The sequence below is a fragment of the Geothrix sp. 21YS21S-4 genome (assembly GCF_030845995.1).
Taxonomy (GTDB): Bacteria; Acidobacteriota; Holophagae; order Holophagales; family Holophagaceae; genus Geothrix.
In genome coordinates, this window is record NZ_CP132719.1 from 922,646 (window position 1) to 948,542 (window position 25,897).

Annotated in this window: 17 protein-coding genes; 10 read left to right on the top strand and 7 right to left on the bottom strand. The window is 68.2% G+C overall.

Going from position 1 to position 25,897, the window contains the following annotated elements:
- Positions 1 to 111: 111 nt before the first annotated feature.
- From RAH39_RS04190 to RAH39_RS04200, 3 genes are all read left to right on the top strand, one after another.
- Positions 112 to 3,435, top strand: coding sequence for an efflux RND transporter permease subunit (locus tag RAH39_RS04190; protein ID WP_306591550.1), 3,324 nt, complete (start codon positions 112 to 114; stop codon positions 3,433 to 3,435).
- 51 nt (positions 3,436 to 3,486) lie between these two features.
- Complete coding sequence (locus RAH39_RS04195; protein ID WP_306591551.1) at positions 3,487 to 3,723, top strand: TRASH domain-containing protein; 237 nt, start codon at positions 3,487 to 3,489, stop codon at positions 3,721 to 3,723.
- Between the two features lie 114 nt (positions 3,724 to 3,837).
- Positions 3,838 to 4,098 carry a YHS domain-containing protein gene (locus tag RAH39_RS04200; protein WP_306591552.1) on the top strand — a complete coding sequence of 87 codons (261 nt, stop codon included), beginning with the start codon at positions 3,838 to 3,840 and terminating at the stop codon, positions 4,096 to 4,098.
- Between the two features lie 31 nt (positions 4,099 to 4,129).
- Here RAH39_RS04200 and RAH39_RS04205 read toward each other — a convergent pair whose 3' ends face one another.
- A complete protein-coding gene (locus RAH39_RS04205; RefSeq protein WP_306591553.1) occupies positions 4,130 to 4,765 on the bottom strand; it encodes an NUDIX domain-containing protein in 636 nt (211 codons plus the stop codon).
- Positions 4,762 to 6,981, bottom strand: coding sequence for a RelA/SpoT family protein (locus tag RAH39_RS04210; protein WP_306591554.1), 2,220 nt, complete (start codon positions 6,979 to 6,981; stop codon positions 4,762 to 4,764). Before RAH39_RS04210 ends, RAH39_RS04205 begins: the two co-directional genes overlap by 4 nt.
- A gap of 206 nt (positions 6,982 to 7,187) precedes the next feature.
- On the opposite strand from RAH39_RS04210, the gene RAH39_RS04215 reads away from it, so the two are divergent.
- The gene (locus RAH39_RS04215) at positions 7,188 to 7,970 is read left to right on the top strand and encodes a tRNA1(Val) (adenine(37)-N6)-methyltransferase (RefSeq protein ID WP_306591555.1); all 783 of its coding nucleotides are present in this window, start codon (positions 7,188 to 7,190) and stop codon (positions 7,968 to 7,970) included.
- Positions 7,971 to 8,072: 102 nt separating this feature from the next.
- On the opposite strand, the gene RAH39_RS04220 is transcribed toward RAH39_RS04215, so the two are convergent.
- Both RAH39_RS04220 and RAH39_RS04225 read right to left on the bottom strand, forming a co-directional pair.
- Complete coding sequence (locus RAH39_RS04220; RefSeq protein WP_306591556.1) at positions 8,073 to 9,530, bottom strand: glycoside hydrolase family 130 protein; 1,458 nt, start codon at positions 9,528 to 9,530, stop codon at positions 8,073 to 8,075.
- On the bottom strand, positions 9,527 to 11,809 hold the full coding sequence (locus tag RAH39_RS04225; protein WP_306591557.1) for a glycosyltransferase family 4 protein: 2,283 nt from the start codon (positions 11,807 to 11,809) through the stop codon (positions 9,527 to 9,529). The genes RAH39_RS04220 and RAH39_RS04225 overlap by 4 nt, the downstream gene beginning before the upstream one ends.
- Before the next feature lie 168 nt (positions 11,810 to 11,977).
- On the opposite strand from RAH39_RS04225, the gene RAH39_RS04230 reads away from it, so the two are divergent.
- The 4 genes from RAH39_RS04230 to RAH39_RS04245 all read left to right on the top strand — a co-directional run bounded on the left by RAH39_RS04230 (position 11,978) and on the right by RAH39_RS04245 (position 17,890).
- A complete protein-coding gene (locus RAH39_RS04230) occupies positions 11,978 to 12,721 on the top strand; it encodes a motility protein A (RefSeq protein ID WP_306591558.1) in 744 nt (247 codons plus the stop codon).
- Entirely contained in the window at positions 12,714 to 13,388 is a 675-nt protein-coding gene (locus tag RAH39_RS04235) for an OmpA/MotB family protein (protein ID WP_306591559.1), read from the top strand. Before RAH39_RS04230 ends, RAH39_RS04235 begins: the two co-directional genes overlap by 8 nt.
- Before the next feature lie 122 nt (positions 13,389 to 13,510).
- Positions 13,511 to 17,152, top strand: a complete 3,642-nt coding sequence (locus RAH39_RS04240) for a PKD domain-containing protein (RefSeq protein ID WP_306591560.1) — start codon at positions 13,511 to 13,513, stop codon at positions 17,150 to 17,152.
- Positions 17,153 to 17,191: 39 nt separating this feature from the next.
- Complete coding sequence (locus RAH39_RS04245; RefSeq protein ID WP_306591561.1) at positions 17,192 to 17,890, top strand: hypothetical protein; 699 nt, start codon at positions 17,192 to 17,194, stop codon at positions 17,888 to 17,890.
- A gap of 52 nt (positions 17,891 to 17,942) precedes the next feature.
- On the opposite strand, the gene RAH39_RS04250 is transcribed toward RAH39_RS04245, so the two are convergent.
- From RAH39_RS04250 to RAH39_RS04260, 3 genes are read right to left on the bottom strand one after another with little or no spacing between them, the layout of a single operon-like run.
- Positions 17,943 to 19,313 carry a M20/M25/M40 family metallo-hydrolase gene (locus RAH39_RS04250; RefSeq protein WP_306591562.1) on the bottom strand — a complete coding sequence of 457 codons (1,371 nt, stop codon included), beginning with the start codon at positions 19,311 to 19,313 and terminating at the stop codon, positions 17,943 to 17,945.
- 8 nt (positions 19,314 to 19,321) lie between these two features.
- Positions 19,322 to 20,833, bottom strand: a complete 1,512-nt coding sequence (locus tag RAH39_RS04255; protein ID WP_306591563.1) for a metallopeptidase domain-containing protein — start codon at positions 20,831 to 20,833, stop codon at positions 19,322 to 19,324.
- Positions 20,830 to 21,642 (bottom strand): response regulator, encoded by an 813-nt coding sequence (locus RAH39_RS04260; protein ID WP_306591564.1) that lies wholly within the window; start codon positions 21,640 to 21,642, stop codon positions 20,830 to 20,832. The genes RAH39_RS04255 and RAH39_RS04260 overlap by 4 nt, the downstream gene beginning before the upstream one ends.
- Before the next feature lie 140 nt (positions 21,643 to 21,782).
- Here RAH39_RS04260 and lepA point away from each other — a divergent pair, with 140 nt between their 5' ends.
- Both lepA and RAH39_RS04270 read left to right on the top strand, forming a co-directional pair.
- The gene (gene lepA / locus RAH39_RS04265; protein WP_306591565.1) at positions 21,783 to 23,600 is read left to right on the top strand and encodes a translation elongation factor 4; all 1,818 of its coding nucleotides are present in this window, start codon (positions 21,783 to 21,785) and stop codon (positions 23,598 to 23,600) included.
- A gap of 67 nt (positions 23,601 to 23,667) precedes the next feature.
- On the top strand, positions 23,668 to 25,824 hold the full coding sequence (locus RAH39_RS04270) for a protein kinase domain-containing protein (protein ID WP_306591566.1): 2,157 nt from the start codon (positions 23,668 to 23,670) through the stop codon (positions 25,822 to 25,824).
- Positions 25,825 to 25,897: the final 73 nt, after the last annotated feature.

Genomic DNA, 25,897 nt, shown 5'->3' on the forward strand with positions numbered 1-25,897 from the left:
AACGCAGATCCGCGCACGAGATGGATGACATGAACCTTACCGACCTGCTTTTCCATCTGTGTCCATCCGTGTTCATCCGTGGCCCCCGACTCTCTTTCGATGGGACATCCCATGACTAGCCACACCGCCTATGATCCCGAGCACCCGACCTTCCTCCAGCGGATCATCCGCTTTTCGGCGGAAAACCGCTGGCTGGTGATGGCCGCGTCGGTGGTCCTCCTGGCCATGTCCTTCTGGACCATGCGCCACATCCCCATGGACGCCCTGCCGGATCTCAGCGACACGCAGGTGATCGTCTACAGCAAGTGGGACCGGAGCCCGGACCTCGTCGAGGACCAGGTCACCTACCCCATCGTCACCAGCCTCCTGGGCGCGCCCAAGGTGAAGGCGGTGCGCGGCCTGTCCGACTTCGGGTTCTCGTACGTCTACGTGATCTTCGAGGACGGGACGGACATCTACTGGGCCCGCAGCCGTGTGATGGAGTACCTCTCCAAGATCACCTCGAACCTCCCGCCGGGCGTCCAGACCTCCATCGGCCCCGACGCCACGTCGGTGGGCTGGATCTACCAGTACGCCCTGGTGGACCGCAGCGGGAAGCACAGCACGGATGAGCTGCGCTCCCTCCAGGATTGGTTCCTGCGCTACGCGGTGCAGAGCACGCCCGGCGTGTCGGAAGTGGCCACCGTGGGCGGCCAGGCCAAGCAGTTCCAGGTGCAGGTGGATCCGCAGAAATTGGCGGCCTACCGCATTCCCCTGGACGCGGTGATCGGCGCCGTGAAGGGCGCCAATTCCGAAGCCGGCGGGCGCCTGGTGGAATACAGCGGGCGGGAGTACATGGTCCGGGGCCGGGGCTACGTCCGTACCACGCAGGATCTGGCGCAGGCGGTCCTCAAGGCTGAGAACGGAACCCCCGTCCGGCTGGGCGAAGTGGCCACCGTCACGCTGGGGCCCGAGATGCGGCGCGGGCTCGCGGACCTGGATGGGCAGGGCGATGTGGTGGGCGGGATCGTGGTCATGCGCCAGGGTGAGAACGCCCTCAACGTGATCGAGCGGGTGAAGGCCAAGCTCGCCGAACTGAAGCCGGGCCTGCCCGAGGGCGTGGAGGTGGTGCCCGTCTACGACCGCTCCGAGCTGATCGAGAACGCCATCCGCACCGTGAAGCACAAGCTGATCGAGGAAATGATCGTGGTCTCGATCATCATCCTGATCTTCCTGTGGCACGTTCCGTCCGCCCTGGTGCCCATCATCACGATCCCCGTGAGCGTGGCGCTGGCCTTCATCCCCATGTACGGCATCGGGCAGAACGCCAACCTGATGAGCCTCGCGGGGATCGCCATCTCCATTGGCGTACTGGTGGACGGGGCCATCGTGGAGGTGGAGAACGCCTACAAGAAGATCCAGCAGTGGATGGACGCCGGCCGGCCGGGCAGTTTCTACGAAGTGCGGCTCGCCGCATTGATGGAGGTGGGACCCAGCGTCTTCTTCTCCCTGCTGGTGGTGGCGGTGAGCTTCATGCCCATCTTCACCCTCCTCGACCAGGAAGGCCGGCTGTTCAAGCCCCTGGCCTACTCCAAGAATCTGGCCATGGCCATCGCCGCGATTCTGGCCCTGACCCTGGATCCGGCCATGCGGATGCTGTTCGCGCGGGTTGAGCCCTTCCAGTTCAAGCCAAGGTGGCTGGCCTGGACGTTCACCCAGGTGGCGGTCGGCAATTACTACGCCGAGGAGCAGCACCCCATCAGCGTGTTCCTCCACCGGATCTACGAGGGGCCCTGCCGCTTCGTGGTGAAGCACGCCAAGGCGACGCTCATCGTGGCCGTGCTGCTGGTGCTCGGGACCATCCCCGCCTTCGTGAGCCTGGGCAGCGAGTTCATGCCGCCCCTGAACGAGGGGACGCTGCTGTACATGCCGTCGACCCTGCCGGGCCTCAGCCAGACCGAGGCCCAGGGCATCCTCCAGGTGCAGGATCGCCTGATCCGCACGGTCCCCGAAGTCGCCCGCGTGTTCGGCAAGGCGGGCCGCGCCGACACCGCCACGGACCCGGCGCCGTTCTCGATGATGGAGACGGTGATCGTGCTCAAGCCCGAGGACCAGTGGCGCGCGAAGCCCCGCTGGTACAGCTCCTGGGCGCCGGATTTCGTGAAGTCCGCCCTCCGGCCCTTCTGGCGGGACCGCGTCACCCAGGAGGAGATCGTGGCCGATCTGGACCGCGCCGTGCGGCTGCCGGCCATTCCCAACGCGTGGACCATGCCCATCAAGGCGCGGCTGGACATGCTGAGCACCGGCATCCGCACGCCGGTGGGCCTCAAGATCAATGGCGCGGATCTCGCCACCATCGAGCGGGTGGCGGTGGACGCCGAGCGCATCCTCCAGGGCGTGGCCGGGACGCGCAGCGCCTTCGCCGAGCGCACGGCCCAGGGCTACTTCCTGGATTTCGTCCTCAAGCGTGAGCAGCTGGCCCGCTACGGGCTCAGCGTGGAGCAGGCCAACATGCTGGTGATGACCGCCATCGGCGGCGACAACCAGAGCACGGTCTTCGAGGGTCGGGCGCGCTACCCCGTGAACGTCCGCTACGCCCGGGATTTCCGCGAGAGCCCCGATGCCCTGAAGCGCGTGCTCATCCCCACGCCGGCGGGCGCGGTGATTCCCATGGAGGAGATCGCGGACCTGAAGTGGGCCCAGGGTCCGGCCATGATCCGCGATGAGAACGGGCAGATGAACGGCTACGTCCTCGTGGACTTCGACACCGCCAAGATCGACGTGGGCAGCTACGTGCAGCACGCCAAAGCCGCGGTGGAGAAGGATCTGAAGCTCCCCGCGGGCTACAGCCTCACCTGGTCCGGCCAGTACGAGAACATGCTGCGCGTGAAGGAGCGGCTCAAGGTGATCCTGCCCATCACACTCGTGCTGATCTTCGGGCTGCTCTACGCCAACACCCGCAGCGCCTTCAAGGCGTCGGTGGTGATGCTGGCCGTGCCGTTCAGCGCCATCGGCGCCTTCTGGCTGCTGTGGGCCCTGGGCTACAACATGAGCATCGCCGTGTGGGTGGGGCTTATCGCCCTCATGGGGCTGGACGCCGAAACCGGCGTGTTCATGCTGCTGTTCCTCGACCTCAGCCACGACGAGGCGAAGCGGGAAGGGCGCCTGCGGACCACCGCGGACCTGGTGGAAGCCATCATCCACGGCGCCGTGAAGCGCGTGCGCCCCAAGGCGATGACGGTCTTCGCGGCATTCATGGGGCTGCTGCCCATCATGTGGAGCACGGGCACCGGCGCCGACGTGATGAAGCGGATCGCCGCGCCCATGGTGGGCGGCCTCGCCACCAGCTTCCTGCTGGAGCTGCTCGTCTATCCCGCCATCTACTATCTCTGGAAGCGGAAGGACGTCGTGGAGGGTCCCCTCACCCCGGCCTCGCCCGCGCCCGTCCTGCCCTGACGCCCCTCTCCCGGGGCAGCGGCCCCGGGACTTTTTCCCCAAGGAGTTTCCATGTTCTCTGCCCTGCTGACCCTGGCCCTCGTGGCCGCTCCCGGCGCCAAGCCGGCGCCCGCCACCAACGCCACCTGTCCCGTCCTGGGCGGGAAGGTGACGGAGACGTCCAAGACCGTGGTCGTCCGCGGCCGCGAGTACCGCTTGTGCTGCGCCGGGTGCGACACCCAGCTGCTGAAGGATCCCGATAAGTATCTGGATAAGAATGGAATGCCGAAAAATACCAAAAAGAAATGAGCAAAATATGGCGTCTATAGATCTTTCTGCCTAAGCGCGGCGGGAGGGCGAGGGGTATGCTGGGCGGGCCCGCAGGTGATCCAGCCTCCGCGGTCTTTTCCAAAGGAGTCACCCATGTTCCATAGCGCCCTCCTCGCCGTCGCTGTCCTCACGGCCCATCCCCAGACCCAGCCCGCGACCAACACCACGGATCCCGTGTGCAAGATGACCGTGGATGCGCAGACCGGCCAGACCGTCACCGTCCGCGGCCGGGAGTACCGCGTGTGCAGCAAGGCCTGCGCGGACGCGCTTCAGAAGGATCCGGACAAGTACCTCGACCGCGACGGCAACCCCCGCGCATCGCACGACGAAACCAAGCCCCACCAGCACGAGTAACCAGCGGCCCGGGTCGAAAGGGGCGGTCCCGTTAGCGCGGGACCGCCCCTTCCATGCAGGCCTTCAGAACGTCCAGCCACCCCTTCAGGACAAAGGCCGTGGCGCCCCACAGCGGCGCCTGGGGCAGTTCCAGCCGGGGCACGTCGAGGGTGACCCCGTGGCGCGTCAGCCGCTCCACCGTCCAAGGGGCGTCCATCAGGGGCGCCAACGGCAGGAGGAGGGCCTGTTCGAGCTCGTGGTCGAGGCAGAACTTCGGGTGCGGGTCCTCCCAGCGGAAGAACACGGGCGTGAAGCGCACCCGGGCCTTGGCCACGCCGTCCGGGAAGCAGCCCAGCTCCCACAAGCCCTCGGTGACGCCGATCTCCTCGGCGACCTCGCGCCGCGCGGTGGCCGGCAAGTCCCGGTCCCGCAGCTCCGCCATTCCGCCCGGAAAGGCGAGTTCCCCCGGATGGTGGGGCGCGCCGAATCCCCGCTGAACGAGCACCAGCTTGCGGGCGCCGGCCGCGTCGCCCCAGAGGATCACCCCCACGGCGGCCCGGCGGGGATCCTCCGGAATGCGGAGGCTCAGCCGATGGGGATTCGGGCCCAGGTGGGGGCGGCGGAGGCTTTCGGAAATGGCAGGCCACGGAACCGGCGGCGCGTCGTCCGGGGGGCGCCAGGCGCTCACTTGATCTTCCCGAAGACCGAGCCCCTCACCCGCTCCACGGTGTAGACGCCGCGGATCCGGCGGAGGCCGGCCATCAGCTCCACGAGGTGCGCCCGGTCCCGGACCCGGAGGGCGATGTGGAACAGGCCCGCGCCCTCTTCCGTGGCCGATCCGTGGAAGCGCTGGACGTTGATGCCCACCCGCTGGATGCCTTCCGAGATCGCGGCCACCATCCCGGGGCGGTCCTCGGTGGTGAGGGCGATCTCCGTGTCGTAGAGCTCGGTGCCGTGCTTGCCCCAGGCCACGTTCACCCGGCGCTCGGGATGGAGGGTGGCGGTGTTCAGCTGGGGACAGTCCGCCCGGTGGATGGCCGTGCCGCGGGCGCGGGTGATGTAGCCCACCACCTCGTCCCCCCAGATGGGCTTGCAGCAGGCGGCCAGGGCGTAGAGGATCCCGGCGGTGTCGCCGACCACCACGGAATCCATCAGGTTGGAGGTGTTCTCCTTGGGCTTGGCCCGCTGGGGCTCGGGCACCAGGGGATCCAGCAGCTTGTGGACGGTCACCCGGCCGAAGCCCAGGGCGGCGTAGGCCGCGTCCCAGTTGGCCAGCTTCAGTTCGGCCAGCCGGACGTCCAGCTTGGCCTGGGATTCGGGATCGTCCAGCCGGATGCCCCGGTTGCGGGCGTCCCGCTCCAGCCGCTCGCGGCCCAGGGTGACGGCGTGGGCGCGCTCCTCCTCGCGGATGAACGCCTGGATGCGGCTCTTGGCGCCCGCGGACTTGACGAAGCCCAGCCAGTCGCGGCTGGGGCGGTGGTCGGGGCGGGTGAGGATCTCCACCCGATCGCCGTTCTGGAGGGTGTGCTTGAGGGGCACCATCCGGCCGTTGACCTTGGCGCCCACGCACCGGTGGCCCACCTGGGTGTGGATGGCGTAGGCGAAATCGACGGGGGTGCTGCCCTCCACCAGGCTGCGGAGGTCGCCCTTGGGCGTGAACACCTGGATGCGGCCGAAGGTGAGCTCCCCCTTGAGGTTGGCCACCAGGTCGCGGCTGTCCTGGGCGTCCTGATGCAGTTCCACCATCCGGCGGAGGAAGGCCACCTGGTTGATCTCGGAGCGGTTGGCGATCCGGCCGTCCTTGTAGGTCCAGTGGCTGGCGATGCCGGCCTCGGCGTGGAGGTGCATCTCCTCCGTGCGGATCTGGACCTCGAAGATGTCGCCCGAGCTCATCAGCACCGTGGTGTGGATGCTCTGGTAGCCGTTCTCCTTGGGCAGGCTGATGTAGTCCTTGAACTTGCCGGGCACCGGCCGGTACAGCCCGTGGACCAGGCCCAGCGCCGTGTAGCAGCTGGCCCGGTCGGGACAGATGATCCGGTAGGCCAGCCAGTCGTGGATGTCCTCGAAGCCCTTGGCCTGGGCGCCCATCTTCTTCCAGATGCCGTACAGGTGCTTGATCCGGCCGTAGACCTGGGCCGAGATCCCCTGCTGGCGGAGGATGGCCTGGAGCGAGCCGTGGATCTCCTGGATGGTGGCGTGGAGCTTGATCCGCTTGGCCTCGACAGCCGCGCGCAGCTCCTCGTGGGCGACGGGCTCCAGCTGGCGGAAGGCCAGATCCTCCAGTTCGAGGCGGACCGCGCCCATGCCCAGGCGGTTGGCCAGCGGGGCGTACAGCTCCAGGGTCTCGCGGGAGATCCGCCGGCGCTTCTCCTCCTCCATGACGCCGAGGGTCTTCATGTTGTGCAGCCGGTCCGCCAGCTTCACCAGCAGGACGCGCACGTCCTTGCCCATGGCCACCAGCAGCTTGCGGACGTTCTCCGCGTTGAGCAGGTGCTTGTCCGTGAAGGCCAGCTTGCTCATCTTGGTGAGGCCGTCGACGATCTCGCCGATCTCCTCCCCGAACTGGGCCTTCAGCTGGGGAAGGGTCATCAGGGTGTCTTCGACCACGTCGTGGAGCAGGCTGCTGGCCACACTCACGGCGTCCAGCCGCCAGTCCGCCAGGCTCTGGGCCACGGCGAGGGGATGGAAGAAATAGGGCTCGCCGCTCCGCCGGAGCTGGGTGGCGTGCATGTCCCGGCCGATGGTGTAGGCCCGGCGGAGCAGGGCCACGTCGCCGTTGGGGTGGTGCCGGAGGAAGGCCGCCTTCACGCGGTCGAACGCCCCATCCAGGGTCAGGCAGGCGTCGCCTTCGCAGGCCAAACCCTCCCCCTCGCGGAAGATGGGTTCCGGGGCTTTCCCAGACACGGCCATGTCCGAGTGTCGCGCAGAGGCCGGGTCGATGCCAGGCGGAAGTGCGGGAAACAGGAGGGAAGGATTTCGAGTTGGAACCGCAGATGCCGCAGATGGCGCAGATGCGTGAAAGACTCTTGGACATGACGCGCCGCGGGACCCCCGACCACGCCCCCAGCTACAAAGGCTGGGCCCGGCCGGGGCCTGTCCCGCCCGGAGGGATGGAACCGGAAGCCGGCGAGACTCTGGACGGCCTCTGCGGGCATTGGCGGATCTTCCAGCTGGCCAAGGGGAACCGCTTCAGCGTCGACGACCTGGTGACGGCCTGGTACGCCACCACGTGGTGTCCCCGGGCGGACCGCATCGCCGACCTGGGCTCGGGAATCGGGAGCGTGGCGCTGCTGTCCGCCTGGCGTTGTCCCGGCGCGGAGGTGCACACCGTCGAGGCCCAGGAGGCGAGCTTCCGGCTGGCGGGCAAAAGCATCCGCTACAACGGCCAGGCGCACCGGATCTTCCCCCGGCTGGGCGACCTGCGGGATCCAGCCCTGTTCGAGGATCAAGCGCCCTTCGACCTGGTGACGGGAACGCCGCCCTACTGGCCGGAGGGCCAGCGGCTGCCCGCCGCCCATCCCCAGTCCGTTCCCGCCCGGTTGGAGGTGCGCGGGAGCATCGCCGACTACGCGGCCGCGGCCGCGCGGATCCTGGCGCCCGGGGGAATCTTCGCCTGCGTCTTCCCCAACGACCAGCGGGAGCGCGCCCTGGCGGCGCTGGGCGACGCCGGCCTGCTCTGCCTCCATCGCCGGGAGATCGTGTTCAAGGAGGGCGAGCCCTACGGCCTGGACGTCTTCGCCGCCGGCCGCCGGGGCGACTATCCGGCGGACTTCGAGATCCGGGCCGCGTGCCCCGAGGTCGAGGCCCCCATCCTCATCCGCCGCGCGGACGGCAGCGTGGATCCCGGGATCGCGAGGGTGAGGCTCGCGGTGGGATTCCCGCCGGGGCTGTGAGGCGGAGTCGGATCCGAAAAATAAAAGATCACCACCAAGGCACCAAGAAAAGCCGGGATCGATTTCCAGGCCGTTCTTGGGGGTGAGACGGGGCTTTGCCCCTCAGCCTTTCAGCGCCGCCAGGAGGTCGTCCAGGGAGACGCTGGCGATGGTGGTGACGCGGTCGCTCATGGCGAAAGGGAGGATCAACTCCCGGCCGTGGACCAGTCCGCCGCAGCTGTAGACGACGTTGGGCACGTAGCCTTCCCGCGTGGTCCCCTCGGGCTCGATGAGGGGCTCGCGGAGGCGCCCGATGACCTTGGTGGGATCGTGCAGATCCAGGAGGGCGGCTCCGATGCAGTACTTCCGCAGGGGGCCCACGCCGTGGGTGAGCACCAGCCAGCCGGCTTCGGTCTCGATGGGCGACCCGCAGTTCCCGATCTTCACGGACTCCCACATTTCGGCCGGGCGCAGGATGACCTGGGAGTCGGACCAGTAATGCGGATTGTCCGAGAACATGAGGAAGAGGTTCTCGTCGTCCTGGCGGGACAGCATCGCGTAGGTGCCGTCGATGCGGCGGGGGAAGAGGGCCATGCCCTTGTTCTGGATGCCCGCGCCGCTCAGGGTCAGCACCCGGAAGTGGAGGAAGTCCTGGGTCTCGATCATCTGCGGGAGGATCGCCTGGCCGTTGTAGGCGGTGTAGGTGGCGTAGTACATCGACGACCCGTCGTCCTCCACCACCCGGACGAAGCGGGCGTCCTCGATGCCGTTGCTCTCGTTGGTGGAGACCGGGAAGATGATCCGCTCGCTCATGGCCAGGCTGGCCGGGAAGGTCATCTCGTAGTTCGAGTCCGCCAGCCACTGGATGCCGCGCAGCGCGTTGTTGAGGTCCGCCGTGACGGGCCGGACCTCCCGGCGGACGCGCAGCATGCTCCGGCTGAGGGCGCTGCGGCTGAAGCTCTCGCCCAGGGGCGCCATCACGGAGGTCGTGTGGCCGTTGTCGAAGCCCATCTCGTGCAGCTTGACCAGGAATCCAGTCTTCCGGTACGTGGGGTCGGCGTTCAGTTCGGGAAGGGTCACGAAGGGGGAGACGGGATCCAGGCGCACCTCCCCCTGGGGATCGATGAGGCCCGTCCGGAACTCGATGGAGGAGATGTGGCCTTCCCCCGTGGCGCGGAGGCTCATGATGAACCGCAGGCCGCCTTCGGGGACGCCCTCCTGGTCCGGGTGGGGCACCAGCGAGGGGTTGAACAGGGCGGCCGATTCCAGGGAGTACTCCCCGGAAAAGAGCGCGCCGATCAGCAGCTTCCGTTCCCGGGAGAGGGGACGCTGGGTGAACACGTGGGGCAGCACGCGCTCGTAGTTCCCCATCAGCGCGGCTTCGAGGCCCAGGTGGCCGGGGGAGAACTCCGCGAGCATGGCCTTGAGGGTGCGCGCGGTCTCCTCCTCGCTCAGCGCCAGGGCCCGCCCGATGATGGCGATGAGGCGGTGGGTGCTGGAGGGGATGAAGGGGCGGACGATGACCCGTCCGCTCTGGGGGACGAGCAGGATGTCGTGGCGACGGATGCGGATGGCGCTCATGGGGCCCTGTCGGGAAGGACGCCGGTCAGGTGGCCGGCGAAGGTCATCTCCGCGCGGGAGAGGTGGAAGGCGAGGGTGGATTCCGCGCCCTGGTTCTCGTTGGCCCGGTCCGGGTGCAGGCCGTCGCTGCATCCGCCGCTGCCCGAGTCGTAGACAGTGATGCCGAGGTCATTGCGGCCCAGGAACCACTCGAACGCCCGCTTCGCCTCGCGCAGCCACAGGGTGTCGTGGGTGGCCCGGTAGGCTTCCAGGCACGCGGAGATCATGGCCTGGGCCTCCACGGGCTGCTGGTCGAAGTAGGCGTGGGCGCCTCCCCTTTCGTAGAAGCCGCGGTTGCCGATGGGGCGGAAGTGGCCCGCCTGGGTCTTCTGGATCGAGGCCAGCCAACGGAGGGACTGGAGCCCGATCTCCATGGCCTCGGTGTGCAGGGGGCCCTGCCCGCCCAGGAACAGGGCCTGGCACAGCCGCGCGTTCTCGTAGGTGGCGGCGGGCTCGAACCAGGGCCAGTCCTCGGAGGCGCAGCCCTTCCACAGGGCGATGAGGCGGCGCGTCAGGAGGTCGCGGGGGCCTTCCAGGTCCGTGCGCTCGGGGTGGAGGCGGAGAAGTTCGTGGATTCCCAGGAGGGTGAAGGCCCAGGCCCGTGGGGAGGTGAACCCTTCCACCGCGCCCAGCCCCGCCTCGAAGAGCTGCGCGGACAGTTTCCGGTGCCCCTCGCTGCGGGAGCGGCAGGCCCCGGTGGCGGTGGCCCACAGCGCGCGTCCGTGGCAGTCCTCGCTTCCCACCTCCTCCATCCACTGCCGGCCGTGGCTCATGAAATTGCGGAAGCGCCCGGTCTTGCGGTCCAGGGCGGCCGACAGGAAGGCGAGGTAAGTGGTGGCGAGGCGGGGCAGGTTCTCCAGCGAGGACCGTCCGCCCAGTTCGTCCAGCAGGATACACAGGAGGAACGCGCGGGCGTTGTCGTCGGTGCAGTAGCCCTCGTGGAAGTTCGGCACGTTGAAGGTGGCGTGCTGCAGGATGCCGGTGGAATCCGTCATGTCCACGATGTGGTCGAACCGGAGCGGCGGCAGGTCGTAGGGCCGGCTGGCGAGCGTCCACGCCGCGAACGCGGAGCGGGACTTGGCCTTCCGGTCGATCCGCGCCCGCCGGAACGACTCCAGGTAGCGCTCGGCCACCGCGGACCAGATCATCTCGCGCCCCCGCCGGTGGGCCGCCTCGCCGGTCTTCTGCAGCCGGACGGGATCGTCGAGGTAGGCGCACACGCCCTCCGCGATGGCGGTGGAATCGCGGAAGGGGACCAAGATCCCCCGCCCGTCGGCCAGCAGTTCCTGGGCGTGCCAGTAGGGCGTGGACACGACGGCCTTGCCCGCGCCGAACACGTAGGACAGGGTGCCGGAGGTGATCTGGGCCTCGTTGAGGTAGGGCGTCAGGTAGATGTCCGTTGCCCCGATGAATTCCTTGAGGTCGTCCAGCGATACGAACCGGTCGTAGAAGATGACGTGTTCCTTCACCCCGCAGTCCTCCGCGAGCCGCTCCAGGCGGAGGCGGTAGCTCTCGCCGTCGCGGGCCACCAGGTGGGGGTGGGTCGCGCCCAGGATGAGGTAGACCACGTTGGGGTGGCGCTTGACGATGGTGGGCAGCGCCTCGATGGCGTATTCGATGCCCTTTCCGGGCCCCAGCAGCCCGAAGGTGAGCAGGACCGTGCGGCCCTCCACCCCGAACTGCGACTTGTAGAAGCTGGAGTCCGTGAAGGGCATGTCGGGGATGCCGTGGGGGATGATGTCCAGCTTGCCCTCGGGCACGTCGTAGACCTCCCGCAGGATCTCCGCGCCCTTCTGGGCCATGACGATCAGCCGGTCGCTGCGCTGGATCAGCTCGTCCATCACCCGGCGCTGCGCGGGATTGGGATCCCGCAGGATGGTGTGCAGCGTCGTCACCACCGGCATCCGGATCTCCCGCAGGAGGGTGAGGAGGTGGCTCCCGGCCGGTCCACCGTAGATTCCGAACTCGTGCTGGATGCACAGCACGTCCGCGTTGTTGAAGTTCAGGAAGTCGGCGGCCCGGCGATAGGAATCCAGGTCCTTCTCCTCCACCTCGAAGCGGACCCGCGGCGGATAGCGGTAGGGATCGGGCTGGTCGTTCATCGCCCCGGCGAAGCACAGGGACGACGGCGCCGCCGCGGCCACCGCTTCGCACAGGTCGTGGGTGAAGGTGGCGATGCCGCACAGCCGGGGGAGATAGCCTCCGAGAAAGGCGATTCGTTCGGGCGGAGTGGAATTCATCAAGCCGTTCCTCTCGTTCGATGCAGGGCCGCACGACGCGCAAATTGTATAAAAAAGATGCTATCACATTCAAGGGGCGCGGTCGGGGAGCAAAGTTGGGCCGGGTCGGGGCCCCGTCCGATAAGCTCAGCCAGAGGCTGATCCATGGATCGAGGGAGTTTCCTGGGAGTGTTGCTGGGGGTGACGCTGCTGGCGGTGGCCATCGGCATCGGCCCGAATCCCCGCATCTTCTTTCATCCCGCCAGCACCATCGTGGTGGTGGGGGGCGTGATCGCCGCCACCCTGATCCGCTTCCCGCTGGAGCACGTGAGCTACGCGTTCTCCATCGCCAGCCGCGCCTTCTTCACCCGGGCGCCGGAGACCCAGGCCCTGGTGAACCAGATCGTGGGCCTTTCGCAGCGGGCGCGCCGGGAAGGGCTGCTGAACATGGAAAAGGCCATGGACGTGGAGGGCTTCCTGGCGAAGGGCCTGCGGATGGTGGTGGACCGCGCCGAGCGGACGCACATCCACGCCGTCCTGGCGCAGGAGCTGCGCGCCACGCAGGACCGCCACCACCAGGGGCAGGAGATCTTCCGGTTCATCGCCCTCAGCGCGCCCTCCTTCGGGATGGTGGGCACCCTCATCGGGATGGTGCAGCTGTTCGCCAGCATCAAGGACCCCTCCAGCATCGGCGGGGCCATGGCCCTGTCCCTCCTGTCCACCCTCTACGGGGCGGTGATCGCCTACCTTCTGGCCATCCCCATCGCGGGAAAGCTGGAACTGCGCAGCAAGGAGGAACTCCAGCTCAAGCAGATCATGCTGGAAGGCGTGATGGGCATCGAGGCCGAGATCCATCCCTCCGCCCTGGAGGCGCAGCTGTCGGCCTTCCTGGCCCCCAAGGAGCGGGGCGCGGATCGGCGGATGCGTGGGTAACCAGGCCCCCGTCCGGTTCGCCCGCCGGAAAGCGGATCTCGAATCCCTCTGGCTGGTGACCTTCGCGGATCTGATGGTCCAGCTGATGGCCTTCTTCGCGCTGCTGTACTCCTTCTCCGTATCCGATCAGGCCAAGCTCCAGCAGGCTCTCCAGTCCGTGCAGAAGGCCCTGGGGGTGAAGCCCGTGGCGGGGGACGGAATCCTCCCCGGCTCCACGGGACTCGATCCGGCCCGGGCCGCCGACCTGGAGAAACTCCTCAACGACGCCCAGGCCGTGGACGGTCCCGAGGTGGGCACGCGCCTCCGCTTCGTCAGCTTCCGCGGCGCGCTGATCTTCGGAGAGGGCAGCGGCGTCCTGGCGCCGGGCAGCGACGTGCTCCTGGTCCGCCTGTCGGAACTGGCGAACCGCTACCAGGGCTTCACCCTCGTGTGCGAAGGCCACGCCGCTCCGGGAGAGCGGAGGCACGGGGGCGGGGATGCCCTCGACCTCAGCGTCCAGCGGGCCCTGGCGGCCCAGCGCTACCTGGTGGATCTGGGGGTTCCGGCGGCCCGGGTGACGTCCGAAGCCCGGGGCGACAGCCAGCCCGAGGGGGACGGCAGCACGCCGGAGGGCCGCGCCCTCCAGCGGCGCGTCATGTTCCGGTTCCAGCGCGTGGCCGAGCGGTAGGCCTCTCCCGAGGCGCCGCGTTCTTATGGACCCAGCTAGGTTCTCGGCCTAAAGTGGCTTAAACCGTTCGTCGCATGTTTTCCGGAGCCCATCCGAAATCCCCTGCTGTGTGGAGGCCCCCGATGCTCAATCGCAGGTTTTTCTATTCTCTCGCCGTGACGGCAGTGGGCATCGTCGGAATGGGTTGCGGCGGAGGCGGCAAGGGCGGCGCCACGCCTGGCTCCGGCCAAGTGCAGAACAACGCCCCGACGGTCAGCGGGTTCACCTGCGCTCCCGCCGACGCGACCCTGAACCCCTACATCAATTATTCGTTCACGGCCAGCGCCTCGGATCCGGACATCGGCGACAGCGTGGCCGTCTACACCTGGGATTTCGGCGACGGCTCCGCCCAGGTCACCAGCGCTTCCGCCACGGTGGCTCACGCCTTCAACAAGGGCACCCTGGATCCCGCCGTCGGCGGCTCCGTGGCCGTGAAGGTCCGGGCCACGGACACGCGGGGATTGAGCGGCGACTGGGTCACGAGGCCTTTCATCGTGACGGGCCAGACGTCTCCGGTGACCGTCACGTTCCTGTCGCCCGCTTCCGCCGTGTCGCTCCAGGTGGCGAACACGGGAACGGTCTCCCAGGCCTTCCAGATCCAGGTGACCGACACCGCCGGCGGCACCGTCAGCGCGTCCGGCATCGCCTTCCAGGTGGGTGATCCCGTGGCCGGGGCCTCGATCGTCAGCACCACCGACGACGGCGGCGGGAAGTTCACCATCACCGCCCAGTATCAGCCCGGCGTCGTGGGAACGAGCCGGACCGCCACGCCCAGCGTGGTGGTGACGGACTCCAACGGACTGTCGAGCCCCTCCGTGACCGGCCCGGTCGTCACCCTGGCGACCACCGGCCCCAACACCGTGCCCACGGTGGCCGTGACCGCCCCCGTTTCGCCCACCACGGCCGTCTATTCCAGCGTCAAGGCGGCCCTGAGCTTCACCCTCACGGACCTGGACGGCGATCCCGTTTCCTATTCCGTGAACTGGGGAGATGGGACCACGGCGGACGCGGGCACCGCCACCACGGGAACCGCCGCCGGCGCCCCCATCAATTTGACCCACGCCTATCCCGACACTTTCACGGCCACCACCCGGAACGCGGTGGTCACCATCGCCGCCCAGGACAACCGGGGCGGCGCCGCGACCTCCCAGACCCGCACCTTCGCGGTGACCTACAACACCTATCCTGTCGCCATCGTGTCGTCGCCCCAGGCCAGCGGCACCTTGCCGAGCCAGACGGAGTTGCCCAGCAACGCCTCCACGGGTCTTTATAACCCCGCCACCAGCACCAGCCCTGACTTGGTGGTGATCCCCGCCGGCGGCAGCCTGGCCTTCAGCGGCTCCGCGACGACTCCGGCCAGCGGCGGAACGATCAGCTACCAGTGGAGCTTCCCCGGCGGCGTGCCCTCCAGCTCCACGCTGGCGACCCCGACCGAGGTGGTGTATCCCGGCGTCGCCGGCCAGATCACGCCCTACCTCGCGACCCTGACCGTCACCGACGACCTCAGCCGCGCGTCCTCCGCGGGATCCCCCGCCAACCTGGCTCCCCCGACCCCCAAGAGCTATCAGAAGTGGGTGATCGTGGACGGGTCGCATACCCAGAACTTCAACCTGAGCTTCCTTTATCGCCAGCGGGTGGAGACGGGATCGGACGTCTTCGCGCCGGCCACCCTCGCCGCCAACGGCTACGGCGCCACCGTGCAGATCTTCCAGGACGGCCAGTTCACCTCCGTCGCCGTCAAGGACCAGACCAGCCACGCCGTGGTCCAGATCCCCGTCCGCTCGAACCTGCCCTTCTACGTCAAGGTGCCCGCCTTCGGTTCCGACACCCACGGCTACCTCGTGCGGATCCCCAACGCCCCCACCGGCCCCTACGCCGATGCCTCCCTCGGCACCACCCTGGGTTCGGGCTCGACCTTTGGCTTCGGCGACGCCGGATCCACCAGCGGACCGTGGAATCCCACGCTGCGGGTGGTGACGGCGCAGGGATTTGGGACGGAAGTCTCGGCCGTGGGGCAGCGGCGGATGCAGGGCAGTGTCCAAGGAGGAGGGCCATTCGCCTTTAATCTGCTCGGGGCCCCGGGCCCGGTGGCACCCAATGTCCGCTGGATGGACCGCCTCTCCATTTCCGGCAGTGACGCCACCGGGGCCACCCAGTGGGTCCAAAACTCCAACAACGCTGGCGCCTTCAGCGGAATCCCGGCCTACCAGGAATTTAGCGAGTGGACCCTCTTCCCCAAGACGTGGACGGACGCGTCGGTGGCGCCCAAGCTCCAGAATTTCGACACCACCCCCGGCACGCCGACGGACATGGGCTTCATCGTCGACTACCCCACCTATTCCGCCACCACGAAGACGTCCGATGCCTATTCGGTCACGGCATTGCAGGCCTTCCGCGTCCCTGCAAGTACCTCCGACCCCTATGACTTCAATGCCGGTGCCAATCCATTCAGCGATCGGAGCCATGAAGTGGGAGATCCGGACGGGCCTCCGACGGGGGGCCTGACCGTGGGCTTGAATGCGACCGACTACACCACGGTGGGTGCAGGGGCGGTTCCCTCCTTCCTGAATGCCATCGTCCATGGCTTTCAGGGCACCGTGCCCCTCGGGGGCGGCATTCAAGGATTTGTGGTTCCCTTCGATGCCAATGATCCGAACCGATTACCGGACAAGAGCTTGGTGGGGAGCTTCAATAACATCATCAGTGTTTTCTCCTACGCGGACTACCTCTGGTCCCGGGTGTGGGCGCGGCCTTTCCCCTTGAACCGCGCTTCTCTCAACGCTTCGGCCACCTATTCCGGGATGGCCGGATTCAGTGGCTTCCTCTACGCCAATCCGCGGGATCCGAATGGCGATCCGATATGGCCGAAGAGCCTTACGGCTATCAGTCCCGACAACAGCAGGATCGACCTCACCGCGAACGGCTACACGACCTTCGACGCCTCTCAGGCGCCGGTGGGGATCGGGGGCACGACACCTTCTTCCGCGGGTGTGGGCCATTTCTACTGGACGGCGTACACGCCCTTCTACTCCGCAGCCGCTGGCTCCGTCATCAGCCGCACATGGCTGGCGGACGGAAATGGCTTGTTCCCTACCGCCTTCGCGGGCGCTTCCACCAACGGGGATGCGCTGAGCGCCTGGGGCTTCACACCGCCCATCAACCTGGTGGTGGACAAGCGGGGCCGCGATGCCACGGGCGCCCTGAGCGGCCAGTCCTCCGGCGGCTACCGCATCACCTGGTTCAACCCCACCAAGGACGCGGGCGGGAACGTGGTGCCGCCCGACTTCTGGGTGGTGGACATCCAGGCCAACGGCGCCACCCAGGACTTCATGCTGCCCGCCAACTACCCCACCACCCAGCTCGTGAGCAACTCGGTGCTGACGGACGCCCGGACCTTCCTGCCGTCCGGCGCCGCCACCTATCAGAGCGGCGATACGGCGGGCCCCGGCTACTGCTGGTTCGACCTGCCTGTTGAGCTCCGGCCGACCAGCGGAACCGCCGTTATCACGGTCTTCGCGGTGAAATCCCTCCACACCAATGCCAGCGTCAACTCCGCCCAGCGCGCGCTCAACCGGACCGACTGGATCGAGGCGGTGAAGACTGCCACGCCCAACGTGAAGGTCCTGACGCTCTCCGGCGACGTGTCCTTCGGCCACAAGATCGTCTTCAACTATCCCTGGGACATCGTGGTCGCGAACAGCGCCCAGACCTTCGTCGCGCCCTGATTCCATCCCATTTTTCTTCCACCGTCCAACGGAGGATCCGTGAATCATTCGAAGTTGCTCGCCTGCCTGTTTGCTGCCGGGGTCCTGTCCGCCCAGACGCCGGGGGAGGAGATGGGGAAGATCCAGGTGTTCGTCGATTCGACGTCGTTCCAGGCCTATGACCTCGCCAGCGTGGGCGGCTACACCTTCTCCGACAAGGCGAAGGAGCAGGTCGGCGTGGGGCTGCGCCTGATCATGCCCTTCCCGGAGGCTCCCAACTGGGATCTCGAACTGGGCGGGCGCTTTCCGGAGAAGTCCAAGTTCCAGCTCAACGCCACCGGCGGCGGGGCCTCCGTGAATAACACCAGCACGGATCTGCACTATTCCTGGTGGGGCGTGGGCGTGGGCTATTCCCTTCGTCCCTCGGCGGCCTTTGAGGTGGGCTTCCATCTGGAAGGTCGGGGCGAGAATCTGAAGGTGGCCGGCACGACCTACGCCACCAACGCGGGAATCCCATCGACCTACCCCGCTGCGCAGAGCGTGACCTTCTGGCGGCCCTGGGCCCGGATCAGCGCGGAATTCGCAATACCTACGCAGAAGACCTGGACGCCCTACTTCGGAGCCGATGTCTCGGGCGCCCTCAAGAAGACCGACCAGAAGGGCATCCAGCTCCTCACCGACAGCATCCACGACGACACGACCCTCAAGTCCATGGCGCCGCGCTGGAACGCCTCCGTCTACGCCGGCCTGCGGTTCTAGAAGCAAAGCTCTTTTTGTGGAAACGAAGGCCTCCGTTCGGAGGCCTTCGTTTCTATTGGAACCTGACGTTCGATTGGGCCAGGGCGTAGGCGAAGGCCGCCAGGGCGGCGGCGTTGTGCGCCAGGTCGTCCTTGTCCACTTTGTCCAGCGTGTCGGCGCGGCTGTGGTGGATGTCGAAGTAGTGGGCGGCGGCGTGGCCCACGCCGATCCCGGGGACGCCTTCGGCCACCATGGGGCTGATGTCGGCGCCGGATCCGCCCAGGCGGAACTCGATGGGGCCGAAGGATTCGAGAGCCGCTCCGACGCCTTTGAGGGACTCCAGCGCGGCCTGCTTGGCTTCGGGCGTGGCTTTCCGCAGTTCCAGGCTGAAGGATTTGATCCGCTCGCTGCCGGAATCGGTTTCGAAGGCGGCGACGATGTTTCCCAGCTCCGCCCGGTGGGCGTCGCGATAGGCCTTGCCGCCGCGGAGGCCGTTCTCTTCGTTGGTCCACAGCACCACGCGGAGGGTGCGGCGGGGCTGGAGGCCGAGGGTTCGGAGGAGCCGGGCGGCTTCCATCACCATCACCGTTCCGGCGCCGTCGTCCTGGGCGCCCTGGCCCACGTCCCAGCTGTCCAGGTGGCCGCTGAGGATCACCACTTCCTCGGGCTTCTCCGTTCCCCGGATCTCGCCGACCACGTTGGCGGAGGGCGCGTCGGGAAGGGTCTTCGCGCCCATCTCCAAGTGGAGGGAGATCCGCTCCCCGCGGGCCTGCATCCGCCGCATCTGGGTCGCGGCTTCCAGGGTGACGGACGCGGTGGGGATCTTGGGGAAGGCCGGATCGTAGTCCATGGCGCCGGTGTGGGGCGTGTCCAGGCTGACGGGCCCCACGGATCGCACCAGGGCCGCGACGGCCCCGTGCTTGGCCGCCCGGGCCGCGCCGTCGTGCCGGTAGACCACCGTGCGGCCGTAGCCCTGGTAGGGCACGTCGAAGAGGACGATCTTCCCCTTCACTGCGGCCCCCAGGCGGTCCAGGTCGTCGAAGGAATCCACCACCACCACGTCCGCCGTGAGCCCGCCCTCCGGCGTTCCCACGCTGCCCCCCAGGCCCAGGATGTTGAGCGGCTGGGGCAGGGGGGAAAGCATCCGGGCGGATTCCTCCCCCCGCACCCAGTGGGGCACCATCGCCGGCTCGGCATGGACGTTCGACAGGCCGGCGGCTTTCATCCGGTCCTGGGCCCAGGCGATGGCTTTGTCCAGCTGGGATGAACCAGACAGGCGATGTCCAATGTGATCGCACAGCCACGTCAGGTCCTCGTGGGCGCCATGGGTGCGGAACGCCTCCGTCCGCAGCCGCTCTGCGGTGGCTCGACCCGCGTCCGGTGCGGGCTGGGCGCCGAGGGTGACCGCGGCGAGACAAAAGAAGAGGCGGTGGGAAAAGTTCATGCCTCATCTTACTTGGTAGTTCGTTCCTTTCCCACCAACTGTAGCTTCACCCGCATGCGGCCGCGGGCGTCGGTCTCCAGGACTTCCCACGCCAGGGGTCCGCTGCGCCCTTTGGGATTCTCGCCGGGGCCGAGGTTGAAGGCCGCGTCGTCGAGCTGCCACAGGCCCAGCGGAAAGCGCGGCTTGGGCGGTTCCGGGGTTCCAGGGTGGGCATCCACCACCCGCATGGGGCCTCGCGGCACGTCGGGGCTGAGAAGAGCGGGGTCGACCAGCGCCACCAATAGCCCTTCGTAGCCGGGACCGAAGCGCCCGCCCACGCGACCCCGCTCGAAGCCCCAGGGCCGGCGGACCTCCAGGCTGAAGAAGCGGCCCTTCTTCCGAGGGTCGGGCACCGTCACCCACTGCGGATCCGCGCCCGGCGCGCGGGAAGCGGGAGCGATCCAGCCCTCCCAGACGCGTCCCTTCAGCGTGACGTGGGGAACGGTGCCGCGGAAGCGGCCGCGGTACCACAGGTCCGACCGCACCCAGGCCGTGGGATGCGAAGGGCTGTAGCCCGTGTCCTCCACCCAGGGCCCTTCGGCGGGATGGGAGCGGTCCCAGCCGCGGTACTGCCCCGCGTCCATCAGGTCCCAGATCCCGGCGGTGAGGGGGCCGCCGTCCTCCAGGTAGAGGTCGTCCACGCGATGCTCGCCCATGGCGTGGAAGGCCTCGTGGACGATATTGCCCAGGGGCACTTCCTCGGTCATGAACAGCAGCGGCCAGCGCCGCATGCGCGCCCAGGGCAGGGGAAGGAGGAGGCTGCCGGCCTTGAGGTGGGCGTCCTCCGCGGTGATCGACTGGGGCGCACCGGGCGTGATGATCCACAGGTGGTCGGGCTTGCCGTCGGGTTTCTCCGCCCCCGTGCGGTTGTCGAGGCGGTCGCAGGCGCCCAGGGCCTCGCCCCGCAGCCGCTCCAGGACCCACTCGGCCATGGCCGCTTTCCGAGCGTTCGTCCGGGGGCCCGGGAAGTCCGCGCTGCGCAGCTTGAGCAAGCGGCCCTCCACCAGCGAAAGGGCGCCCTTGCTCACTTCGTAGAGGTAGTTCGCGGCGCTGGCGACGCCTGGCCGGCGGGAGAAGAGCAGTTCCCGGAGGGCGCCGTCCGGCAGCTTCGAGGGCTCGTCGGGGAAATCGAGGCGCACTAGGAGGACGGCCTCCTCCCGGTGGTCGGGCCGCGGCTGCAGAACGATGTCTTCGCCCCACTCCGCCGCGGGAACGAGGTCGCGCGTCCAGCCGTCCTTCTCCACCACCAGCACGCCGTCCCCGGGATCCAGATCGAGGCGGAAGCGCCCGTCCGGGCCACTGAGGGCCACGGGGAGATCCCCCGCGGGCGAGATCCGGGGCTGGCGATCCGGGTAGATGCGGACGTCCGCCAGACCCCGATGCCCGTCGGTGATGCGGCCCTCGCGGACGGCGGCCTGCGCGACCGTTCCCCAACCCGCGGCGAGGAGCCCGAAGGCGGCCGCCCGCAGGGCGCGGTTCATGCTCCGCCGGCGAGCTGCTGGAGGTGGGCGAGCTTCGCCAGGAGGCCGACGCGGCGGCGGGTCTCCGGCGCGGCCAGGGGCTTCTCCAGGGCATCGGCCAGGGGTGCCTCGGCGCGGGCCCAGGTCTCCAGTTCGCCGGGGCTGTGGAGGAGCAGGATGGGAATGTCGCGCAGGTCCTCGGCTTCGTGCATGGCGACCGCCAGGGCCTCGGCGCTGCCCTCAAGCAGGTCCGTGTCCAGGACGAGGACGTCCGGCCGGTGGGCCAGGATCTGGGCGCGGGCCTGGCTTTCGCCCTGGGCCTCCAGGAACGCGGCCAGATCCTTCCCGAAGTGGTTCTGGACCTGGGAGCGGACGAGGGCGCTGGTGGAGACCACCAGGACCTTGGCCTTGGCCGGAGGAAGCGGCGCGGCGAAGCTCCGCGACAGGCCGCGGATCCGGAGGTGGGTCTGGACCCGCACCTGGAGCAGGAGCGTGTTGGCGGGCTTGCGGAGGAAATCGTCGGCGCCCGCCGCGTAGCTGCGGTCCTTGGCGTCGCGGCTGAGGGCCGTGAGCACGATGACGGGAATGTCGGCGGTCGCCGGGTCGGCCTTGATCAGCTCGCAGGCCTTGAACCCATCCATGGAAGGCATCACCGCGTCCATGATCACCAGGTCGTAGTCGCCTTCGCGCAGGCGGTCCAACGCCTCCTGGCCGTTGGCCGCGGCCTCCAGCCGGTGCCCGAGGGGCTGCAGCTGGGCCTCGATCTGGCGGCGCTGAAGGGCGTTGTCCTCCACCATCAGGATGGTCATGGGGGACGCGAACTGGGACAAGCTGGCTCCTTGTTCTCGTGACCTTCGAGGGTAAAGGACGCCGGGGTTGGGAGCAACCGCCGCCTGGGCCGAGATGCCGGGAAAACCCCGAAGACAGCGGGACTTCTCAACGGTAGGATGGAGGGTTCGAGGTTGCCCTAGTGTCCGATCCAGCGCTCATCCGCAATTTTTCCATCGTCGCCCACATCGATCACGGCAAGTCCACGCTGGCGGATCGCCTGCTGGAGTTGACCAAGACCGTGGCCCACCGCGACATGCAGGCCCAGATCCTGGACGACATGGATCTGGAGCGGGAGCGCGGGATCACCATCAAGGCCCACGCGGTGACCTTGAAGTACCTGGCCCAGGATGGAAAGACCTACACCCTGAACCTGATCGACACGCCGGGCCACGTGGATTTCACCTACGAGGTGAGCCGCAGCCTCGCCGCCTGCGAGGGAGCGATCCTGGTGGTGGACGCCACCCAGGGCGTGGAGGCCCAGACCCTGGCGAACACCTACCTGGCCCTGGAGAACGGGCTGGAGGTCTTCCCGGTGCTGAACAAGACCGACCTGCCCAGCGCCGACCCCGAGCGCGTCCTGGAGCAGATCGACACCGTGATCGGGCTGGTGGACACGGCCCACGCCGTCAACGTCAGCGCCAAGACCGGCGCGAACTGCGAGCAGGTGCTCGAGCAGATCGTGAAGTGCGTTCCGCCGCCCCAGGGTGATCCGGCCGCGCCGCTCCAGGCCCTGGTCTTCGACTGCTACTACGATTCCTACCGCGGGGTGGTGAACCTCATCCGGGTGGTCAACGGCACCCTGAAGGCCGGGGACCAGATCCGCTTCATGTCCACGGGCAGCGAGCACCGGGTGGACGAGATCGGGATCTTCGATCCGAAGATGGACAAGCAGGATTCCCTGTCCGTGGGCGAGGTCGGCTACCTGGTGGCCAACATCCGGCAGCTCGCCGACGTGAAGGTCGGCGACACCGTGACCCACGCTGTGACCCTCACGACCAAGCCGGCCACCGAGATGCTGAAGGGGTTCAAGGAGATCCAGCCCGTGGTGTTCGCGGGGATCTTCCCCACCTCCAGCGACGACTTCGAGAACCTGCGCAACGCCATGGACAAGTTGCGGCTGAACGACAGCAGCTTCACCTACGAGCCCGAGACCTCCACGGCGCTCGGCTTCGGCTTCCGGTGCGGCTTCCTGGGCCTGCTCCACATGGAGATCGTGCAGGAGCGGCTGGAGCGGGAATTCGACCTGGATCTCATCACCACGGCCCCCAGCGTGCGGTACCACGTCCACTTGACCGACGGCACCGAGACTTCCGTGGACAATCCCTCCAAGCTGCCCCCGCTCCAGAAGATCGCGAAGATCGACGAGCCCATCATCGAGGCCACGATCCTCACCCGCACGGATTTCGTGGGCGGCCTGATCAAGCTGTGCGAGGAGCGGCGCGGCATCCAGCAGAAGCTGGAATACGTGAGCCAGGATCGCGTGATGCTGGTCTACGAGCTGCCCCTCAACGAGGTGGTGCTGGACTTCTACGACAAGCTCAAGTCCATCTCCAAGGGCTACGCCAGCTTCGACTACCACATGAAGCACTACACGGAGTCCGACCTGGTGAAGATGGACGTCCTGGTGAACGGCGAGGCCGTGGACGCGCTGTCCATCCTCGTCCACCGCACCAAGAGCCAGTCCCTGGGCCTCGCCCTCTGCCAGAAGATGAAGGAAGTGATCCACCAGCAGATGTTCGACGTCGCCATCCAGGCGGCCATCGGCAGCAAGATCATCGCCCGCACCAACGTGAAGGCCCGCCGCAAGGACGTGCTTGCCAAGTGCTACGGCGGCGACATCAGCCGTAAGAAGAAGCTCCTCAACAAGCAGAAAGAGGGCAAGAAGCGCATGAAGTCCATCGGCAGCGTGGAGATCCCCCAGGAGGCCTTCCTGGCGATCCTCAAGGTGGACAGCTAGGAGCCGACCGGTCCCGGAAGCCGCCTTCCGAACTGGACTGACGCCGCTTTTCGGCCGATAGGGATCCATGCGGGAACGACTGGGGAAATTCCACGTGGTGCGCCTTCTGGGGAAGGGGACCATGGGCGAGGTGTACCTGGGCCGGGATCCCAAGCTGGGGCGGGAAGTGGCCCTGAAGATCATCTCGAGCGGAACCGCTTTCGGGGAAGAAGCCCAGGCTCGGTTCGAGCGCGAGGCCCAGGCCGCGGCGATGCTGAACCATCCGCACATCGTCACCGTCCATGAATTCGGCGAGGACGAGGGCCTCCACTACCTGGTCATGGAATACATCGCGGGGGAGGACCTCGACGCCCTCATCCGGCAGGGGCAGGTCTCCAAAGCGGAACTGCTGGAGGCATTGGCCCAGGTCTGCGAGGGCCTGGGCTACGCCCACGCCCAGGGCGTGGTCCACCGGGACATCAAGCCGGCCAACATCATGGTGGCGCGGCATGGGAAGCGGTTGCAGGCCAAGCTGATGGACTTCGGCGTGGCCCGCATGGGGCCGTCGGGCCTGACCCAGGCGGGCACCTGGATGGGAACCGCCAGCTACATGGCGCCGGAGTACCTGGATTCGGGAGCCGCCTCCGCGGAATCGGACCTATTCGCCCTGGGCGTGGTCCTCTACGAGATCCTCGCGGGCGGACGGAAGCCCTTCGAGGGCGAGACGCCCACGGCGGTCCTGAACCGGATCCTGCTCCATCCCCCCGATCCCCTCCAGCCGTCGGACCTGCTGGGCCTTCCCGAAACCCTCGCCGAGGTGGCGGAGCGGGCCCTGGCCAAGAGTCCGGCGGCCCGCTACGAGGGGGCCGAAGCGCTGGGGGCGGCCATCCGCCGCGCCCTCGCCACCCATTCACCCGCTCCGCCCAGCACTGGATCCGAGACCCCCGCTCCGGTTCCCCGGCCGGAGAGCAGCGGCCCGGGGCTTCGGGTGGGCAAGGCGGGGCAGGGGCAGTGCCTCAGCTTGAAGGTGGCGCTTCGCCAGGTCCCGCCCGGCGGCGAGATCCAGATCCTCCCGGGGGTCTATCGCGAATCCGTGGTGGTGGACAAGGCCGTGACCCTCGCCTCCCTGGGCGGTCCCGGGGAAGTGGTGCTGGAGGGCCATGGCGGCCCGGCGGTCCGGATCCAGGCGCCGGACGTGGTCCTGAAGGGCCTGACGCTCCGGGCCCCGGAGGGCGAGGCGGCGGTGCGGCTCACAGGAGGAACCTCAGCCCTGGAGCACTGCGTCCTCGAAGGAGGAGGGGCGGGTGTGGAGATGGAGGGGCCGGGGACGTCAGCCGTCTTCCGGGAATGCGCCTTCACGTCGGGCGCGCGGGGACTGGCGATCGGCGAGGGCGCCCAAGCCCGCGTCGAAGGGGGGAGCTTCTCGGGATTCCGGGAAGTCGGGCTCCTGGTGGGTTCCGGCGCCCAGCTTGCCGCGGCGGGGGTGGACGTGGGCTCCGACGATGGCGTGGCCGTCCGGGTCCAGGCCCGGGGCCGCGCCGCGCTGGAGGCGTGCGGGTTGTCCGCGCCCGCGGGCTCCGTGGAGGTGGAGCCGGAAGGCGACGTCCAGTTGACCCGTTGCCGGCTGATGGGCAGCCGGTTCGCGGGCCTGCTGGCCCTGGAGCGGAGCCATGCGGTTCTGGAGGATTGCGATTTGGGGAACCACGCCTGCGCCGGGGGCCACGTCCTGGCGGGGGCCAACGTGGTCTTTCGCGGGTGCCGGTTGGCGGAGAACGCCGGCTTCGGGCTGTCGGTGATGGATCGGGGCCTGGCCACGCTGGAGGGCTGCGCCGTCCGCGCCAATGGGGGCGCGGGCCTGCTCATCCACCACGGGGCCACGGTCCAGGCGCGCGGATGTTCGTTCTCGGAGGGCCAGTCCCTGGGGGTGGACTGCGCGGAAGGCGGCCAGGGTGTGTTGGACGGGTGCGAGATCCTGGGGAACGCCGGCGCGGGCGTCCAGGTGGAATCCGGCGGCAGCCTGCTCCTGGCCCGCTGCACGCTGAAGGACGGGCGGGACACGGGCCTCCTCCTCCTGGAGGATTCCCAGGTCACCCTGGAGGAGTGCGTGGTCCATCGCAACGCCCGGGGCGGCGTCCTGCTGGCCAAGGACGCGGCGGATCCCGTGATGCGGGGCGCCAACCGGATCGAGGACGGCTTCCAGCGGGTGGACGCCCAGGGGCAGGTCGTGAAAGTCGCGCCCCTCTGATTACCCCGCGGCTCTCAAGAGCTAAAGCACCTGCTCACCACCAAGACACCAAGGGCTCCAAGAAAAGCTGTCG

Bases quoted from the DNA above. Each gene is read 5' to 3' on its own strand.
- RAH39_RS04215 (WP_306591555.1), top strand. From the start codon at position 7,188: ATGGAACCGGAAGCCGGCGAGACTCTGGACGGCCTCTGCGGGCATTGG.
- RAH39_RS04250 (WP_306591562.1), bottom strand. From the start codon at position 19,313: ATGAACTTTTCCCACCGCCTCTTCTTTTGTCTCGCCGCGGTCACCCTC.
- RAH39_RS04200 (WP_306591552.1), top strand. From the start codon at position 3,838: ATGTTCCATAGCGCCCTCCTCGCCGTCGCTGTCCTCACGGCCCATCCC.
- RAH39_RS04270 (WP_306591566.1), top strand. From the start codon at position 23,668: ATGCGGGAACGACTGGGGAAATTCCACGTGGTGCGCCTTCTGGGGAAG.
- RAH39_RS04220 (WP_306591556.1), bottom strand. From the start codon at position 9,530: ATGAGCGCCATCCGCATCCGTCGCCACGACATCCTGCTCGTCCCCCAG.
- RAH39_RS04255 (WP_306591563.1), bottom strand. From the start codon at position 20,833: ATGAACCGCGCCCTGCGGGCGGCCGCCTTCGGGCTCCTCGCCGCGGGT.
- RAH39_RS04190 (WP_306591550.1), top strand. From the start codon at position 112: ATGACTAGCCACACCGCCTATGATCCCGAGCACCCGACCTTCCTCCAG.
- RAH39_RS04240 (WP_306591560.1), top strand. From the start codon at position 13,511: ATGCTCAATCGCAGGTTTTTCTATTCTCTCGCCGTGACGGCAGTGGGC.
- RAH39_RS04225 (WP_306591557.1), bottom strand. From the start codon at position 11,809: ATGAATTCCACTCCGCCCGAACGAATCGCCTTTCTCGGAGGCTATCTC.
- RAH39_RS04195 (WP_306591551.1), top strand. From the start codon at position 3,487: ATGTTCTCTGCCCTGCTGACCCTGGCCCTCGTGGCCGCTCCCGGCGCC.